Raw genomic sequence first — 15,405 nt, 5'->3', positions numbered from 1 at the left:
GGCATCGGTGCGAACAGCTACAGCGCCTACGGGCTCACGGTCGCGTGCTCGTCACGCATCTGCGTCGCGGCCCAGCTGGCCAGCATCGTGAGCGCGTCCGCCGTGGGGCTGCCAGCCTCGGCGGTGTAGACGAGCAGCGTCAGGCCCGGGTCCGCGGGCAGCTCGAGCGTGTCGTACATGAGCTCGAGGCGCCCGACGACCGGGTGGTTGATCAGCTTGTTCCCGGTGCGGTGCAGCCGCACGTCGTGGGAGGCTCAGCGGGTGCGGAACTCCTCGCTGCGCGTGGACAGCTCTCCGACGAGGTCCGTCAGGGGCTTGTCGTAGGGGTTCCGGCCGGCCTGGGCCCGCAGGATCCCGACCGTGTCGTCGGCGGCGCGCTCCCAGTCGATCCAGAAGTCCCTGGCCGTGGGGTCGAGGAACGCGAACCGGGCGTGGTTCGCCGGGCGCACCGGGTCGCGGTACAGCGGGGCGTAGAGCGCGCGGCCCAGGGCATTCGTCGCCAGGATGTCCAGCCGGTCGTTGCGCAGGACCGCAGGCGCCCCGGTCATCGCGTCGAGCATGGCGTGCAGGCTCGGGCGCACCAGTGGCCGGGACGGGCGACGCCGTGCCTTGGCGGGGGTCGTGCCCGGCGTCCGCGCCAGGTCGAAGAGGTGGATCCGCTCGGCCTCGTCGAGCTGGAGCGCGTTGCCGATGGCCTCGAGGATGCCGTCGGAGACGCCCTTGAGGTTGCCGCGCTCGAGCCGCGTGTAGTAGTCGCTGCTCACGCCGGCCAGCATCGCGACCTCTTCGCGGCGCAGGCCCAGCACCGGCGCCGGACGCGATGAGGTGGTGAGCACGTCGCCGCTGTGGCGAACCCGCACCGCACCACCGCTAGGAGAGCACGATGGAGATCGTCCCGAAGCAACCGACCGTGAAGGCCCCCGCAGAGCTGGGTGACGTCTGGTTCGACGTCGTCGCCGCAGGGCAGGAGCCGTCGCGGCTGCGGGTCAACGTCGTGCGCTTCTCGCCCGGCGCGCACACCGCCTGGCACAAGCACGCCATGGGGCAGACGCTGCACGTCACCGACGGTGTGGGGCTCGTGCAGTCCCGCGGCGGTGAGGTCGTCGAGATGCGCCCCGGCCAGACCATCTACACCCCGCCCGGCGAGTGGCACTGGCACGGCGCCGCGCCCGAGAGCTTCATGACGCACCTGGCGATGTGGGAGGGCCCGGGCGAGGGGAACGGGCCGGAGACCGAGTGGGGTCAGCACCTCACTGATGCCGAGTACCCGGGGCGCTGACGCGCGAGCGAGCGGGTGTGACCAGGGTCACACCCGGACCGTGTGGCCGCGGAATGGGACAATGGTGCGTCGGCTCACAGGGGCTCTGCGCGCTCACCAGCGTGAGCGCACCGGCCCCTGCGCTCCCACGGTGAACCGCGCGACCCGTTGCGTGCGCAGGTTCGAGGCGGGTCGTCCACCCCCACCACGGTCCGTCCACCGTCACCCAGGTCGTGCACCGCTCGATCAAGGGCGTGGACAGGCGCTACGTCGAGCTGCAGGTGCACCGGACGGACCTGCGCGTGTCGGTGCCGATCGACAGCGCGGACGAGGTCGGGCTCCGCCCGCCGCGCGCCGGCGCTGAGCTCGAGGAGCTGTGGGACGTCCTGCGCGAGCCCACGCTCCACGAGGAGCAGCAGTGGTCGCGCCGCATGAAGGGGAACCAGGAGAAGCTGCGGGTCGGCGACGTCCTGGTGACCGCCGAGGTGGTGCGAGACCTCACGCGCCGCCAGGAGGAGCGGGGACTGTCTGGGGGAGAGCGGGAGCTGCTCAGGCACGCATCCCGACCGCTCGTCGTCGAGCTCGGGCTGTCGCTCTCGCTGTCCGACGAGGAGGCGGAGCGGGTGCTCGACTCGGCGATCCACGGCGAGGGGCCTCGCTCGGCACCGCGCGTCCTCGAGGCGGTGCGATGACCGCGACCGCGATCCTCACCGGGGCGCGGGCAGCACGGGTTTCACCTCCCGCGGGCACGGCGGATGGATGGCGTGGGGATCGCCACGATGGCGTGGTCATCCACAGGAAGAGGTCGCCGTGAAGGGCTGGGAGCTCGTCGCATTCGGTCAGCCGTTGGAGCTCGTCGAGCGTGAGGACCCGACGCCGGGCCCGGGCGAGGTGGTCCTTGACGTCAAGGGCGCAGGCCTGTGCCACTCCGACGTCGCTGCGATGCAGGGCGGCGCCGACTGGATGCTGCACAAGATCATCGGCCACGAGCTGGCGGGCGTCGTCTCGGCCCTCGGGGAGGACGTGACCGAGTGGACGATCGGCGATCGCGTCTCGGTCTGCCCGACGGCCAGCGCATCAGTGCCGGGCTACATGCGCGACGGCGGCTTCGCCACGAAGCACCTGGCACCCGCCGGTGACCTCGTGGCGATCCCCGACGCGGTCGACTGGACGCTGGGCGCCCAGATGACCGACGCCGGGATGACGTCCTACCACGCTCTCGTGGTGCGCGGGGGGCTCACGGCCGGCATGAAGGTCGGCATCATCGGACTCGGCGGGCTCGGCCAGATCGCTGCGCGCGTGGCCGTGCTGCGCGGCGCCGACGTGCACGTGGCGGAGCCGAAGAAGGACGCGTGGCCGCTCGCCGAGCGCCTCGGTGTCACGCACGTCGTGGCCGACGTCGCCGAGTGGGAGAACGGCGGCTTCGACCTGATCGTCGACTACGCCGGGTACGGCACCACGACTGACGCGGCACTGCATGCGGTCCGCTTCAACGGGACGGTCGTCCTCGTCAGGCTCGGCGTGCGGGAGGGGCAGATCAGCCTCGGCGAGATGATCACTCGTCAGTCCAGCCTGCTCGCCTCGCGCGGCGGGACCAAGCAGGACATCGCGGAGCTCTACGAGCTTGTCGCCACCGGCGAGCTCGTCCCGGAGGTGACCGAGATCGGGTTCGACGACATCCCGCGGGGCTTGGCCGACCTCACCGCGAACAAGGTCACCGGGCGGCTGGTCGCCCTCATCTGACGCCTGCGCCGTCGGCCCGCCTGTTGCTCGGGCGGGCCGACGGCCTGTCAGACGCGGACCAGGAGGTCGTCGATCTGACCCATGGCGCCCGTCATGCCCTCGACCATGCCCATGGCCACGAGCTGTTCCATCTGCTCGAGCGTCGCGAAGCGGGACGTGACGGTCATGCGGGTGCCGTCGGCGGTCGCGCGCAGGTCGACCCTGGCGCGGATCGTGGGCATGTCGGGGTTGGGCGTTCCGGCGTCGTCGGCGAAGCCGTCCTCGAACTCGAGCGAGTGCGGCTCGTCGATGGACACGAAGCGCCACCATCCGCGGGCCTTCTCGCCGTCGGGCCCGGTCATGTAGTAGCTGGAGCGCCCGTCGACGACGACGTCGTGCTCGACGAAGGTCGCGGGCCAGTCCGGCGGTCCCCACCACCGCTCGAGCTGGCGCGGGTCGACCCAGACCTGCCACGCCCGCTCGGGCGGGGCGGCAAGGTCGGCCACGATGGTCAGGGTCAGTGCCGAGGTGTCCGGCGTGGTGCTGATGACGGTCATGGTGCTGCTCCTTCGGCTGGCTCGGCGAGGATCTCGTCGATTCGGTCGATGCGGCCGCGCCAGATCTGCTCGTACTCGCCGAGCAGTCGTGCGGCCGTGCGGATGGTGGTGACCTCGCCCGAGACGATCTGCTCGCGGCCCCGGCGCCGCTTGGTCACCAGATGAGCCCGCTCGAGCACGGCGACATGCTTCTGAACTGCGGCGAAGCTCATGTCGTAGTGCCGGGCGAGGGTCGAGACCGAGGCCTCGTCGCGCAGGACGCGCGTGACGATGTCCCGGCGGGTGGCGTCGGAGAGGGCGCCGAAGATCTGGTCGGTCGCCTCGCGTTCCGCCTGTCGTGTAACCATGTGGTTGTACGTTACGCGGCACGTCGACTCCCCGCGAGAGGTCGGTCCCGGGACGCCTCGCGGCCAGAGCCAGACCGGGGGTTGCCGATCTGTCCTGGTTCGGCGATGGTGGGCCGATGGTCACGATGGATGAGGATCAGGCGATCGCGCACGTGCAGGACCGGCTGATCGAGCGGTATCCCGACGTCGGCCCGGACGTGGTTCGCGACGCGGTGCAGGACATCCACCACCACTTCGACGGACCCGTGCGCAACTACGTGCCGATCCTGGTCGAGCGTGAGGCGGCGAGCCGTCTGGACGAGCTGTCCGCCCGGTCCGAGGACGAACAGCCCGCGACCTGACACACCGCGTGCACCTCGCGGACATCCTGTGGTCATGAGGCCCTCCTAGCCTGCAGTCAACGGCCGGCGCCGCCGGCTGACGCCTGGAGGTTCCTGTGGTCCTCACCCTCTCGCTCGTCCGGCACGGCCAGACCGAGTACAACGCCGAGCACCGGCTCCAGGGCTGGTGCGACTCGCCCCTGACGGAGCGCGGCCTCGACGGCGTGCGCACCACCGCGGCCTTCCTCGCCGCCCATCCCTTCACGGCCGCCTACGTCAGCCCGACCGGTCGCGCCCAGTCCACGGCGCACGAGATCCTCGCGCACCACCCGTGGGCCCCGCGGGTCACCGACCCGGACCTGCGCGAGTTCGGCTTCGGCGACTACGAGGCGCGCCCCGAGGCCGACCTGCTCGCCCGGTATGACCCGGACACGATGTTCGCCGAAGTGCTCGGCGGGACGTTCGCCGGCATCGCGGGTGGGGAGCCCGGGCACGAGTTCCTGGCGCGCGTCCGGTCGGCGTTCGGACGGATCGAGCGCGATCACCCGGACGGTCACGTGCTGGTCGTGAGCCACGGCCTGACGCTCCGCGCGTACCTGGCGATGATCGACGCGCGCCCGATGGACCCCTTGCCGAACGCGAGCATCTCGACGGTGGAGGTGCACGGCGACGGCCGGCGCCGGGTGGTCAGCCTGGCGATCGACCCGGCCGGGCACGGCGTGCCCGACGCGATCGTCGCGGCGGCCGCACCCGCACTGGTCCGGTAGGGCACACGGCCGCTGCCGTCGCTCGACCGGCTACGGGAGCGGTGCGGAGAGGTCGCCGGTGAGATAGCGCTGCAGGGTCGGGGCGATCGCGTCGGCCACCGCCTGGTGCTCGCGCGAGGCGAGGGGCTCCACCTCGACGATGTAGCGGGCCATGATGAGGCCGACGATCTGCGACATCAGCAGCGCAGCCCGGTAGTCCGCGTCGTCCGAGCCGATGCCCTCGGCAAGGGGCGCGAGCACCTCGCGGGTCAGCAGGTCGCGGACGACGCGAGCCGCCTCGGGCTCCGAGGTGGCCGCCCGGATCAGGCCGACGGCGCGGCTGCGGCCCTCGTCGGACTCGAACACGCCGAGCGCGAAGCGCGCGAGTCGAGCCCCGGCCTCGTTCGGGTCGCCCGCGAGGAGCCCCGGCAGGACCTCGGCGGGCTGGAACGGCAGCCCGATCACCGAGAGGAACAGCTGGCGCTTCGACCCGTGGAAGTGGCTGACGAGGGTGGGGTCGACCTGCGCCTCGAGGGCCACCTGCCGCATCGACGTGCGGTCGTAGCCGAGCTCGGCGAACTGGCGTCGCGCAGCGCGCGCGATGGCCTCCCGCGTCCCGCTGTCGCCCGGTCGTCTGCCCGAGTGCGCGCGTGCCGTCATCCTGTGCCTCCCTGACTCCTTGACATCCGGACTCTACACGCGCAGAATTCCACACGCCACGAATTCATAGCGTGAGGATTTTCGATGACCGACGCCAGCCCCGCTCTGTCCCGTCGACGCCGTACCGCTGTGCTCGCGGTCATAGCGCTCGCACTGATGATGGTGGTCTCGGCCGTCAGCGGCCTGAACGTCGCCCTGCCCGATCTCGCGGTCGACACGGGCGCCTCGCAGACCGACATCACGTGGATCGTCGACGCCTACACGCTCGTCTTCGTCGGGCTCCTCCTGCCCGCCGGAGCGCTCGGCGACCGGTACGGGCGCAAGCGGGTGCTGCTGGCCGGGCTGGCGATCTTCGGCGCCGCGGCCGCGGGAGCGATGTTCGTGTCCTCCCCGGAGCCTCTCATCGTGCTGCGCGCGGTGATGGGGATCGGCGCGGCCGGTGTCATGCCCGTGACCCTGTCGATCATCACGACGACCTTCCCGCCGGACGAGCGCGGCCGCGCTGTCGGGGTCTGGGTCGGTGTTGCGGGCGGTGGCGCCGTGCTCGGCCTGTTCGCGTCCGGCGTCCTGCTCGAGCTCTTCGCCTGGAGCTCCTTCTTCGCGCTCAACGTCACCCTCGCTGTGCTGGCGATCATCGGCACCCTTGTCGTCGTGCCGTCGTCGCGGGATGCCCACCCGCCCCGGATGGACGTTCGCGGCTCCCTCGCGTCCCTGGTCGGTCTGGTCGCTCTGGTGTTCGCGATCATCGAGGGACCAGACCGGGGCTGGACCAGTGCCATCACCCTGGGCACGTTCGCGCTCAGCGCCGTCTCGCTCGTCGGCTTCGTCCGCTGGGAGCTGAGGAACCCTGAGCCGATGCTCGACATGCGGCTCTTTCGCCTGCCGGGCTTCAGGACGGGGACTCTCGCCATCACCACGCAGTTCTTCGCCAGCTTCGGGTTCTTCTACATCGTCCTGCAGTACCTGCAGTACATCGCCGGACGGTCGCCGCTCGGGGCTGCCGTCGCCCTCCTGCCGCTCCCGGCCGTCCTGATCCCGGTGGCTCGCACCGCCCCGCGCCTCGCGGACCGGTTCGGCCTCAACAGGGTCGTCGCCCTCGGTCTGACGCTCAGCGCATCGGGGATGCTGGTGATGACCACCCTGGACCTCGAGCTCGTCTACTGGCACCTCGCCGTCGGTCTGGTGCTCTTCGCGGCCGGCATGGGGCTGGCCGGGACGCCCTCGACGACCGCCGTCGTCTCGTCGCTGCCGGCGTCGAAGCAGGGCGTGGGCTCGGCGGTGAACGACACCTCGCGCGAGCTCGGCAGCGCGTTGGGCATCGCGATCCTCGGCACGATCCTGAACGGTGCCTACCGCAGCGGCCTCACGGACGCGGTCGCGGGGCTGCCCGCCGCTGTTGCTGACCGCGCGCAGTCGTCCATCGCGTTCACCCGCCTCGGCGCCGACCAGCTTGCCCAGCTCGGCACGGCCGGGCATCGTCTCGTCGTCGCCGCCCAGCATGCCTTCGTCGATGCGACCAGCGCCGCCTTCCTCACCGCTGCTGGCATCCTCGTCGTCGCCGCGGTCTACGTGGCGCTCCGCGGACCGAGGCATGGGTCGCGCGGCGGCCCCGACGACGAGCGGTCCGACCAGGCAGACATGCTGTTGCCCGTGAGCGGGCCGATCCTGCCCTGACGCGGGCCGGCGGCACTGCAGGCCTGGCGTCAGCGCGTCCGCGCGGCTCGCACGACGAGGGCCAGTCCGACGAGCGCGACGACCGGGCCGATGACCGCCCAGAGGGTGACGCCCGTCATCGGGCTCCCCGCGAGGTAGCCGAGGCCCTGGACCGTGAACACCGCACCCGCGACGACGAGCACCGCGCCGAGGGCGATACCGACTGCCTTGCTCACGGGCTCCTCCGGGGGACGACGACGTGCGGCCGAGTCAGGCTGCCGACCCAGTCTCGTGCCGTGCGCGGGCACGCGCCACACGCCGACGACGGCCCGGTCGGATGACCGGGCCGCCGTCGGCGTCAGGGACCTACACGTCGACGGCGGCGAGGTAGCCGGCGTTGACGGCCTCCCCGACCTTCGCGGGAGTGACACAGTCGCCGACCGCGCGCACGCCGGCCCGCCCGGCCAGCCAGGGAGTCGGCGAGGCTCGTCGCCGGCCGCACGCCGAACGCGGCGACGAGGTGTCGGCCTCGACCCGGGTCTCACCGTCGGGGCCGACCGAACCCTCGTGCGCGTCGGGCTCGATCCCGCCCCGACCCCCGCCGGCTGAGTCGCGGAGAGCGGCCGGGTGACCGACCTGTCGGTCGAAATGTAAAAGATCCTTGACTTGATGTCGCCTGTGTCATACGTTCCTCATGTCAAACATCTCTGACATGGGAGCACCGATGACGTTCGACGAGAAGAACACCTGGATCTACGGCGTCGTCGCCCTCGTGGCGTACGGCGGGTACGTCGCGACGGTGCTCCTGCGGGCGCACGGGGCCTCCGTCGTCGACGTCGCCTACATCGCGCCGCTGCTGTGGTCCGTCGGTGCGGCGGTCGTCGCGGCTGTGCTCGGCAAGGTCGTCGTCGCGGCGCGCTGGCCGCAGGAGGCCGACCAGCGGGACGACCGCGACCGGGAGATCGACCGGTTCGGTGAGCACGTCGGCCAGTCGTTCCTGGTCGTCGGCCTCGTCGCGGCCCTCGTCCTGGCGATGCGCGAGCTCGACCCGTTCTGGATCGCCAACGCGGCGTACCTCGCGTTCGTCCTCTCGGCCGCCGTCGGGTCCGCCGCAAAGATCGCCGCCTACCGCGGGGGATTCCAGCCGTGGTGAAGCCGACACGGATCACCAACTCGATCCGGGCGCTGCGGTTCGCGCACGGGGAGATGACGCAGGCCGAGCTGGCCCGTCGCACCGGGGTCACCCGCCAGACGGTCATCGCGATCGAGCAGGGCCGGTACTCGCCGTCCCTCGAGCTGGCCTTTCAGATCGCCAGCGCGTTCGGCGTCCCGCTCGACGCCGTCTTCCGGTACCCCGACGACTCCGAGGAGCACTCATGAAGGCCATCGTCCAGGACACCTACGGATCCGCCGACGTCCTGCGCCTGGACGACGTCGACCCGCCGTCGGTGGGGCCCGACGACGTGCTCATCCGCGTGCGCGCCGCCGGCGTCGACGCGGGGGTCTGGCACCTGATGGCCGGTCGGCCGTTCCTGATGCGGGCTATGGGCTTCGGTCTGCGTGCACCCCGGGCGCGCACGCGGGGCCTCGAGGTCGCCGGCGTCGTCGAGGCCGTCGGCGCCCAGGTGACGGAGCTGCACCCCGGCGACCGCGTGTTCGGCACCTGCAACGGCTCGTTCGCGCAGTACGCGACAGCGCGACCGGGCAGCCTCGCCCTGCTGCCGCCCACGGTCTCCTTCGAGCAGGCGGCCGTCGTCCCCGTGTCGGGCGTCACCGCCCTGCAGGCGCTGCGCGACGCCGGGAAGGTCCAGGCCGGGCAGAGGGTTCTCGTCATCGGTGCCGGCGGAGGAGTCGGGTCGTTCGCCGTCCAGCTCGCCACGGCATTCGGCGCGGAGGTCACCGGCGTGTGCAGCACGGCCAAGGTGGACCTCGTCCGCTCGCTCGGGGCCGACGACGTCATCGACTACACGAGCGAGGAGATCACGGCGACGGGACGCCGCTACGACCTCGTCCTCGACACCGCCGGCAACCGCCCGCTGTCGCTGCTGCGCCAGGTCCTCGCACCGCACGGGACCCTCGTCGTCGTCGGCGGCGAGAACGGTGGGCGGTGGCTCGGCGGGATCCAGCGCTCGCTGGGGGCGGTCCTGCTGTCGCCGTTCGTCCGCCACACGCTCCGAGGGCTGTTCTCGACCGTGCGTCCCGACGACCTGAGCCTGCTCGCCGGTCTCATCGCGAGCGGCCAGGTCACCCCGGTGGTCGGCGCGACCTACCCGCTGGACCGGGCCGCCGATGCCGTGCGGCACCAGCACGAGGGCCACGCCGTGGGCAAGGTCGTGCTGACCGTGCCTGACGACGCGGCCGTCACCGCAGGGGGCGCCTGACGCAGGTGCGACGGGCGCAGGTGCGACCGGCCGAGGTGCGACCGGCACTGCATGCGGACTAGTTCGCCGACAGCCCGGGGATGAAGACGTCGAGGTAGTCGGCCGTGTTCTCCCAGTCGGTGACCGCGTGGCACGGGACGCCGAGAGCCTTGACGGGGTAGTCGTTGCCGACCTCGTCGAGCCGGTCGCCCACGAAGTGCATCTCCTGCAGGTCGATCCCCGTCATCTCGGCGAGCCGCGACATGCCGTAGGCCTTGTCGATGCCCTTGCGCGTGATGTCGACGGACGTCGACCCGCCCGAGCGCACCTCGAGGTCGGGCAGCTGGGCGGCGACCGCCTCGCGCAGCGACGTCTTCTTGGAGCCGGTCGGGTCCCAGGCGGTCTTCGCGGCCACCGGTGCGGCCTGCCCGAGCGCCGAGAACGTGATCTGGCTGCCGCGGTCCTCGAGGATCGGTCCCCAGGTCTCGGACTCCCACAGCCCGAGGGCCTGCGCGGACTCGGTCACGGCGGCCAGCGCCCGGGACTTCTCGTCCTCGGTGAGGTTCTGCGCGTACACCTGGTCCCACGACTCGCCGGTGTGCCGGAAGTACTGCGTGCCGCAGGTGGGCATGAGGTGCAGCCGCGCGAGCTGGGCGGGCGTCGCCGCGCCGAGGCGGTCGACGACCTGCATCTGGAACTGGCCGAACTGACCGCCCGAGATCACGCACACCTCGACGACATCGAGCAGGCGCACCAGCAGGTCCGCCATGCGCGGGTCGAGGGGGGACTTCGAGGGGGCCAGCGTGTCGTCGAGGTCGAACGCGACGAGCCGAGGTGCGGGGGACAGGGCGAGCCTCCAGGAGGTGCGGCGGGCATCCGAGCCGTGCGGTGCAGGGTGGCTCGAGGGTCCGCGCGACGCGGACAGCCCTCTCATTCTCTCAGACGTTGCGCGCGGGGCCGAAGCTTCGGCACGACGAGCACGACAGACCGTGCGGCGACCCAGCCGATGAGACCCGTCGCTCCGGCCACCACGACCCAGCTCCACACGCGGTATCCGGCCGGCTCGGTCAGCACGAGCCACCGCAGGGCGAACGTCGCGCTCGACGCGGCCGTGAAGGTGAGCGCCCAGAAGCTCAGGCCGAAGGTCAGCCGGGCGTAGCGCGGGACGAGGAACACCTGCACGAGCATGAGCACGACGAACGTGCCCAGCAGCAGCTCCTCGACGACGTCCACCGTGCCGCCGTTGAGCGCGAACCAGGCGTTGCCGGCGACCGCGGGCGGGGCGCTGAGGATGGCCAGGGTGGGCACGAGCGCGTCGGGCAGCGGCGGGCGGAACGCGAGGCGCGCGAGGATCACGGTGCCGACGATGATCCAGAAGAGGATGCCGACCGCCCACGCACCGACGGCGATGTGGCGTGCGCCCACGACGGCGAGCGACTGGCCCGAGATGAGCGCGGCCGCCACGGTGGGGAGCAGGTGGCCGCCGTGCACGGCGTCGAGGGCACCGCCGCCCTGGAGGGCCACCGCGAGGAACCAGGCAGCGAAGACGACGGCGACCACGGCCATGGTCCACACGACGATCTCGCCGGCACGGGGTGCCGATGCGACGAGCCGCCCGCCGAGCAGCAGCCCCACGATCGCGAACAGCGCCGCGAACGGGCCGGCGGCAGGGTGGCGCAGGTCGGCGAGGATCGCGCGGGGGCCGCCGGGACGGGCGAGGTACCGGGCCGTCGTCACGACCCACGTCACGGTGGCGACGAGCCACAGTGCCGCGCCGACGGCCGCGGGTGCACCCAGGCTGTGCGCCGCAGCGGTCCACGTGCCGGCGAGCCCCGACAGTCCGAACGCGGGGCCGAAGGCGCTGAGCGGGACGCGCACGGGGCGCAGCGTGCTGGTGGTCACGACAGGAGCCTCGCACAACGGCGGTGGCGGACTTGGCGCGCGCTTACCCCGAGGAGACGGTCCGCGGCTCGGCCTGCGCTTCGGCCTGCTGGTCGGCCTGCGCTTCGGCCTGCGGCTCGACGTGGACGAACGTCTCGGTGCCGGGCAGCACCTCGTCGATGTCCGCCTCGAGCTGCACCGTCAGGTCGTGCGCCGCCTGGACGGTCCAGCCCGCGGGGACCGTCACGACGGCGAACACGAACCGCTGCCGACCGGACTCCACGGTGCGCAGCGGCGCGAACGTCACGCCACGCTCCGTGCGGTACCGCTCCAGCACGGTGTCGATCTGCGCGCGCTCGTGCTCGGGGAGGGTCGCGCTGAGCAGTCCGCTGACGGACCCGCGCAGCAGGCGGTAGCCCGTCCAGAGGATGTTCACCCCGACCGCGAGCGCCACGATGGGGTCGAGCGGCTGCCAGCCCGTCAGGGCGACCAGGGCGATCCCGACGAGCACGCCGACCGACGTCCACACGTCGGTCAGGAGGTGCTTGCCATCCGCGACGAGGGTCGCCGAGCGGTGCGCCCGGCCCACACGGTGCAGCGTCACGCCGACGGCGAGGTTGACCAGAGAGGCGACCGTCGACAGCGCCAGGCCGACCCCGGGCTTGAGCACAGGGGCTGGCGCGAGGAGCCGCTGGATCGACGTCCACACGATCGCGGTCGCGGCGACGAAGATCATCGCCCCCTCGACGAGCGCGGACAGGTACTCGGCCTTGCCGTGGCCGAAGTGGTGGCTCGCGTCGGACGGCCGCGCGGCGACCCGCAGCGCGAAGAGTGCCACGACCGCGGCGACGAGGTTGACGCCGGACTCCATCGCGTCGGACAGGAACCCGACCGACCCGGTGATGACCGCCGCGCCGACCTTGAGGGCGATGGTCACGACCGCAGCCGCCAGCGAGAGCAGCATGAAGCGGAACAGCAGCCTGTCCTCCTGTGGACCGCCCGGTCGGGTCTGACCCGTCATGCGGCACGCTCCTCGGCCAGTGCGCGTCGGTGGCTGAACCGGTCGACCAGGCGCAGGACCAGCTTGCGGAGCTCGCTGACCCAGAGCACGGTGCTCGCCATCGCCACGCACACGAGCCACTGGTTGCCGGTGAGCGGCGCGGTCGTGAACGCGTGGTTGAGGACGGGCAGGTGGACGACGGCGACCTGGAGCGCCGCCGACAGGGCGATCGCCCCCCACAGCCACGCGTTCGCGAACAGCCGGTGGAAGGCCGTCGCGGTCTCGGAGCGCGCGTTGAGGACGTTGAAGAGCTGGGCGAGCACGAGGACGGTGAAGCCGGCGGTCCGCGCGTTGGTCAGCGAATGGGTGCCCTCGATGAGCCCGCCGGCGACGAACAGGTCGATGGTGAGCAGCGTGACCGCCGCCATGACGACACCCAGGAGGATGACGCCGCCCCACATGCGGCCGTCGATGGCTCGGTCCTGGAGCGACCGCGGCGGGCGGCTCATCACGTCCTCGGTCTCGTTGTCGACACCCATCGCCAGCGCGGGTGCGCTGTCGGTGAGCAGGTTGATCCACAGGATCTGGGTCGCGAGCAGGGGGAGGGCGACGGTGCCGTCGACGTGGGCCAGCCCGAGGACCCCGGCGAGGATGACCCCGAAGAAGACCGTGAGGACCTCGCCCATGTTCGAGGACAGCAGGTAGCGCAGGAACTTCTTGATGTTGAGGAAGATGCCGCGGCCCTCGCGGACGGCCTGGACGATGGTCGCGAAGTTGTCGTCGGCGAGGATCATGTTCGCCGCCTCCTTCGTGACCTCGGTGCCGGTCACACCCATCGCGACCCCGATGTCGGCGGACTTCAGCGCCGGGGCGTCGTTGACCCCGTCGCCGGTCATGGCCACGACGTGGTGGTCGGCCTGGAGGGCGTCGACGATGCGCAGCTTGTGCTGCGGGGTCACCCGGGCGTAGACGGACCGGTGGCGCACTGTCTCGCGCAGCTGGTCCGCATCGAGCCGGTCCAGCTCGAGACCGGTCACCGCGACGTGCTCGCGCTCGACGATGCCGAGGTCGCGCGCGATGCGGCTCGCCGTGCGGGGATGGTCGCCGGTGATCATGATGACCCGGACGCCGGCCCGGTGGGCCTCGGCGACGGCGAGGGCTGCCTCGGCGCGGGGCGGGTCGATGATGCCTGCCGTGCCCGCGTAGACCAGTCCTCGTTCCAGGGAGTCGTCGAGGGCCGGCGGCGCCCAGACGTCGAGCGGCCGGTAGGCCACACCGAGGGTGCGGAACGCCTTGTCGGACAGGCGCTCGACATCGCGCAGGATCCGGGCCCTGCCGTCCACGTCGAGCAGCACGTGGCGATCGGCGACCTGCACGTGCGAGCACCGGTCGAGCAGCACGTCCGGGGCGCCCTTGGTCACCACGGCGAGCCGGCCGGCGCGCTGGGCGTCGGCCTCGAGGCTCGTCATCATCTTGCGCTCGGACGTGAACGGGATCTCACCCTGGCGCTGGAACCGTCCGGCGCGGTCGTCCTGCGTGCCCAGCTTGATCTCGGCCACCATGAAGGCGGCCTCCGTCGGGTCGCCCTGGATGACCCACTCGCCGTCCTCCTCGCGCAGCGTGGCGTTGTTCGCGAGGCTGCCGCCGCCGAGCACCAGCGCGGTCTCGGTCCACAGGTCGCTCCCGGCCAGGAGCGCGACGCCGTCGTGGAGCACCTGGCCGTCGGGCCGGTACCCGGCGCCCGTGACCGTGACCTCGCCCGACGCGGTGACGACGCAGCCGATCGTCATCTCGCCCTTGGTCAGGGTCCCGGTCTTGTCCGAGCAGATCACCGACGCCGAGCCCAGGGTCTCGACCGACGACAGGTTCTTGACGATCGCGTGCCGGGTCGCCATCCGCTGCACGCCGAGCGCGAGCACGACGGTGAGGATCGTGGGCAGTCCCTCGGGCACCGCTGCGACGGCGAGCGAGACCCCCAGGAGCAGAGCCGTGACGACGTCGCCCAGCGAGTGGACGCCGAAGACCAGGAAGATCGTCCCGATCACCACGATCGCGATCGCGATCACCGCGAGGCCGAGCACCCGCCCCACGTGGGAGATCTCCCGCTGCAGCGGGGTCGGGCCCTCGTGGGTGGCGTGCAGCAGGTCCGCGATCTGACCCATCTGGGTCGCCATCCCGGTGCCGGTCACGACCGCCCGACCGACACCCTGGGTGACCGCGGTGCCGTTGAAGACCATGTCGAACCGGTCGCCGAGCGCGGCGGGTTCGGTCAGCGTCCGGGCGTCCTTCAGGACGGGTTCGCTCTCCCCGGTGAGCGAGGACTCGGCGATCCTCAGGGTGGCCGCGGAGATGAGCCGGGCGTCCGCGGCGACGGTGTCGCCCTCGGCCAGGACCAGCACGTCCCCGGGCACCAGCTCGCGGGTCGGGAGCCGCACCTGGATGCCGTCGCGCACGACGGTCGCGGTGGTCGCGGTCATCCGCGCCAGCGCTGCGACCGCGTTCTCCGCCCGGGCCTGCTGCACGTAGCCGAGGACCGCGTTCGCCACGACGATGACCGCGATCACCAGGGCGTCGAACGGCAGCCCGTCGGCCCCCTCGACCCACCAGGCGACGACCGAGATGACGATCGCCGCCAGCAGCAGGTAGATCAGCGGGTCGCGGAACTGGGCGACGAGCTTGCGCCACGACGGCACCGGCTTCGCGGTCGCGATCTCGTTCGGGCCCACCGTGGCCAGGCGCTGGGCGGCCTCGTCCGACGACAGGCCCCGGTCGGAGTCGGACCGCACCCGGCGCAGCACCGTCCGCGCGTCCACGAGCGAGGGATCGGTCTCGAGACTGGCGCTCGCCATGCCGACCACTCTGCCACCGGCAGCGTCGACCCGGGCGGCGGTTGCCCGCCGC

General features: G+C 72.0%; 17 protein-coding genes and 2 pseudogenes. 10 read left to right on the top strand and 9 right to left on the bottom strand.

What is annotated here, in order from left to right:
* Nucleotides 1-26: 26 nt before the first annotated feature.
* A pseudogene (locus tag DDP54_RS18065) lies at nucleotides 27-926 on the bottom strand (helix-turn-helix transcriptional regulator).
* Between DDP54_RS18065 and DDP54_RS03520 the strand changes: the two are divergent.
* The 4 genes and pseudogenes from DDP54_RS03520 (at nucleotide 884) to DDP54_RS03510 (ending at nucleotide 3,001) form a co-directional block, all read left to right on the top strand.
* Nucleotides 884-1,279 carry a cupin domain-containing protein gene (locus tag DDP54_RS03520; RefSeq protein WP_109130578.1) on the top strand — a complete coding sequence of 132 codons (396 nt, stop codon included), beginning with the start codon at nucleotides 884-886 and terminating at the stop codon, nucleotides 1,277-1,279. The pseudogene DDP54_RS18065 and the gene DDP54_RS03520 sit on opposite strands and share 43 nt — an antisense overlap.
* Before the next feature lie 182 nt (nucleotides 1,280-1,461).
* Nucleotides 1,462-1,590 (top strand): annotated as a pseudogene (locus DDP54_RS18885) (CarD family transcriptional regulator); the annotation flags it as partial.
* Nucleotides 1,567-1,950 carry a CarD family transcriptional regulator gene (locus DDP54_RS03515; protein WP_347338529.1) on the top strand — a complete coding sequence of 128 codons (384 nt, stop codon included), beginning with the start codon at nucleotides 1,567-1,569 and terminating at the stop codon, nucleotides 1,948-1,950. The pseudogene DDP54_RS18885 and the gene DDP54_RS03515, both read left to right, overlap by 24 nt.
* Before the next feature lie 118 nt (nucleotides 1,951-2,068).
* A complete protein-coding gene (locus tag DDP54_RS03510; protein ID WP_197711304.1) occupies nucleotides 2,069-3,001 on the top strand; it encodes a zinc-binding dehydrogenase in 933 nt (310 codons plus the stop codon).
* 47 nt (nucleotides 3,002-3,048) lie between these two features.
* Here DDP54_RS03510 and DDP54_RS03505 read toward each other — a convergent pair whose 3' ends face one another.
* Together DDP54_RS03505 and DDP54_RS03500 are read right to left on the bottom strand one after the other, a co-directional pair.
* On the bottom strand, nucleotides 3,049-3,537 hold the full coding sequence (locus DDP54_RS03505) for an SRPBCC domain-containing protein (protein ID WP_109130575.1): 489 nt from the start codon (nucleotides 3,535-3,537) through the stop codon (nucleotides 3,049-3,051).
* Nucleotides 3,534-3,884, bottom strand: coding sequence for a metalloregulator ArsR/SmtB family transcription factor (locus DDP54_RS03500; protein WP_109130574.1), 351 nt, complete (start codon nucleotides 3,882-3,884; stop codon nucleotides 3,534-3,536). The genes DDP54_RS03505 and DDP54_RS03500 overlap by 4 nt, the downstream gene beginning before the upstream one ends.
* A gap of 125 nt (nucleotides 3,885-4,009) precedes the next feature.
* On the opposite strand from DDP54_RS03500, the gene DDP54_RS03495 reads away from it, so the two are divergent.
* On the top strand, nucleotides 4,010-4,225 hold the full coding sequence (locus DDP54_RS03495; protein WP_197711303.1) for a hypothetical protein: 216 nt from the start codon (nucleotides 4,010-4,012) through the stop codon (nucleotides 4,223-4,225).
* Nucleotides 4,226-4,320: 95 nt separating this feature from the next.
* A complete protein-coding gene (locus tag DDP54_RS03490) occupies nucleotides 4,321-4,971 on the top strand; it encodes a histidine phosphatase family protein (protein ID WP_109130572.1) in 651 nt (216 codons plus the stop codon).
* A gap of 30 nt (nucleotides 4,972-5,001) precedes the next feature.
* Here the strand turns inward: DDP54_RS03490 and DDP54_RS03485 are convergent, their stop codons facing one another.
* Nucleotides 5,002-5,610, bottom strand: coding sequence for a TetR family transcriptional regulator (locus DDP54_RS03485; RefSeq protein ID WP_109130571.1), 609 nt, complete (start codon nucleotides 5,608-5,610; stop codon nucleotides 5,002-5,004).
* A gap of 84 nt (nucleotides 5,611-5,694) precedes the next feature.
* Between DDP54_RS03485 and DDP54_RS03480 the strand changes: the two genes are divergently transcribed.
* Entirely contained in the window at nucleotides 5,695-7,284 is a 1,590-nt protein-coding gene (locus tag DDP54_RS03480) for an MFS transporter (protein ID WP_109130570.1), read from the top strand.
* Between the two features lie 29 nt (nucleotides 7,285-7,313).
* Here DDP54_RS03480 and DDP54_RS03475 read toward each other — a convergent pair whose 3' ends face one another.
* Nucleotides 7,314-7,499: a hypothetical protein gene (locus DDP54_RS03475; RefSeq protein WP_109130569.1), complete on the bottom strand. Its 186-nt coding sequence runs from the start codon at nucleotides 7,497-7,499 to the stop codon at nucleotides 7,314-7,316.
* A 476-nt stretch (nucleotides 7,500-7,975) separates the two neighbouring features.
* Between DDP54_RS03475 and DDP54_RS03470 the strand changes: the two genes are divergently transcribed.
* From DDP54_RS03470 to DDP54_RS03460, 3 genes are read left to right on the top strand one after another with little or no spacing between them, the layout of a single operon-like run.
* Nucleotides 7,976-8,416 carry a hypothetical protein gene (locus DDP54_RS03470; protein ID WP_242448197.1) on the top strand — a complete coding sequence of 147 codons (441 nt, stop codon included), beginning with the start codon at nucleotides 7,976-7,978 and terminating at the stop codon, nucleotides 8,414-8,416.
* Nucleotides 8,410-8,643, top strand: coding sequence for a helix-turn-helix transcriptional regulator (locus DDP54_RS03465; protein WP_109130567.1), 234 nt, complete (start codon nucleotides 8,410-8,412; stop codon nucleotides 8,641-8,643). The genes DDP54_RS03470 and DDP54_RS03465 overlap by 7 nt, the downstream gene beginning before the upstream one ends.
* Entirely contained in the window at nucleotides 8,640-9,644 is a 1,005-nt protein-coding gene (locus DDP54_RS03460) for an NAD(P)-dependent alcohol dehydrogenase (protein ID WP_109130566.1), read from the top strand. The genes DDP54_RS03465 and DDP54_RS03460 overlap by 4 nt, the downstream gene beginning before the upstream one ends.
* Before the next feature lie 58 nt (nucleotides 9,645-9,702).
* On the opposite strand, the gene DDP54_RS03455 is transcribed toward DDP54_RS03460, so the two are convergent.
* The 4 genes from DDP54_RS03455 to DDP54_RS03440 are packed head-to-tail and all read right to left on the bottom strand — an operon-like array spanning nucleotide 9,703 to nucleotide 15,353.
* Nucleotides 9,703-10,557 (bottom strand): HAD-IIB family hydrolase, encoded by an 855-nt coding sequence (locus tag DDP54_RS03455; RefSeq protein WP_109130565.1) that lies wholly within the window; start codon nucleotides 10,555-10,557, stop codon nucleotides 9,703-9,705.
* A complete protein-coding gene (locus DDP54_RS03450; protein ID WP_158274439.1) occupies nucleotides 10,554-11,525 on the bottom strand; it encodes a C4-dicarboxylate transporter in 972 nt (323 codons plus the stop codon). Before DDP54_RS03450 ends, DDP54_RS03455 begins: the two co-directional genes overlap by 4 nt.
* 43 nt (nucleotides 11,526-11,568) lie before the next feature.
* Nucleotides 11,569-12,525, bottom strand: a complete 957-nt coding sequence (locus DDP54_RS03445; RefSeq protein WP_197711302.1) for a cation diffusion facilitator family transporter — start codon at nucleotides 12,523-12,525, stop codon at nucleotides 11,569-11,571.
* Complete coding sequence (locus tag DDP54_RS03440) at nucleotides 12,522-15,353, bottom strand: cation-translocating P-type ATPase (RefSeq protein ID WP_109132322.1); 2,832 nt, start codon at nucleotides 15,351-15,353, stop codon at nucleotides 12,522-12,524. The genes DDP54_RS03445 and DDP54_RS03440 overlap by 4 nt, the downstream gene beginning before the upstream one ends.
* Nucleotides 15,354-15,405 lie beyond the last annotated feature (52 nt).

Origin of the sequence: Cellulomonas sp. WB94 (genome assembly GCF_003115775.1) — a bacterium.
Lineage (GTDB): Bacteria > Actinomycetota > Actinomycetes > Actinomycetales > Cellulomonadaceae > Cellulomonas_A.
Note: the sequence above shows the minus strand (reverse complement) of the source record. Positions and strands in the feature narration are given on the sequence as shown.

What these genes read in the sequence shown, in the direction of transcription:
- DDP54_RS03500 (WP_109130574.1), bottom strand. Translation starts at nt 3,884, where the DNA reads ATGGTTACACGACAGGCGGAACGCGAGGCGACCGACCAGATCTTCGGC.
- DDP54_RS03480 (WP_109130570.1), top strand. Translation starts at nt 5,695, where the DNA reads ATGACCGACGCCAGCCCCGCTCTGTCCCGTCGACGCCGTACCGCTGTG.
- DDP54_RS03460 (WP_109130566.1), top strand. Translation starts at nt 8,640, where the DNA reads ATGAAGGCCATCGTCCAGGACACCTACGGATCCGCCGACGTCCTGCGC.
- DDP54_RS03505 (WP_109130575.1), bottom strand. Translation starts at nt 3,537, where the DNA reads ATGACCGTCATCAGCACCACGCCGGACACCTCGGCACTGACCCTGACC.
- DDP54_RS03485 (WP_109130571.1), bottom strand. Translation starts at nt 5,610, where the DNA reads ATGACGGCACGCGCGCACTCGGGCAGACGACCGGGCGACAGCGGGACG.
- DDP54_RS03455 (WP_109130565.1), bottom strand. Translation starts at nt 10,557, where the DNA reads ATGAGAGGGCTGTCCGCGTCGCGCGGACCCTCGAGCCACCCTGCACCG.
- DDP54_RS03440 (WP_109132322.1), bottom strand. Translation starts at nt 15,353, where the DNA reads ATGGCGAGCGCCAGTCTCGAGACCGATCCCTCGCTCGTGGACGCGCGG.
- DDP54_RS03520 (WP_109130578.1), top strand. Translation starts at nt 884, where the DNA reads ATGGAGATCGTCCCGAAGCAACCGACCGTGAAGGCCCCCGCAGAGCTG.
- DDP54_RS03495 (WP_197711303.1), top strand. Translation starts at nt 4,010, where the DNA reads ATGGATGAGGATCAGGCGATCGCGCACGTGCAGGACCGGCTGATCGAG.
- DDP54_RS03470 (WP_242448197.1), top strand. Translation starts at nt 7,976, where the DNA reads ATGGGAGCACCGATGACGTTCGACGAGAAGAACACCTGGATCTACGGC.
- DDP54_RS03445 (WP_197711302.1), bottom strand. Translation starts at nt 12,525, where the DNA reads ATGACGGGTCAGACCCGACCGGGCGGTCCACAGGAGGACAGGCTGCTG.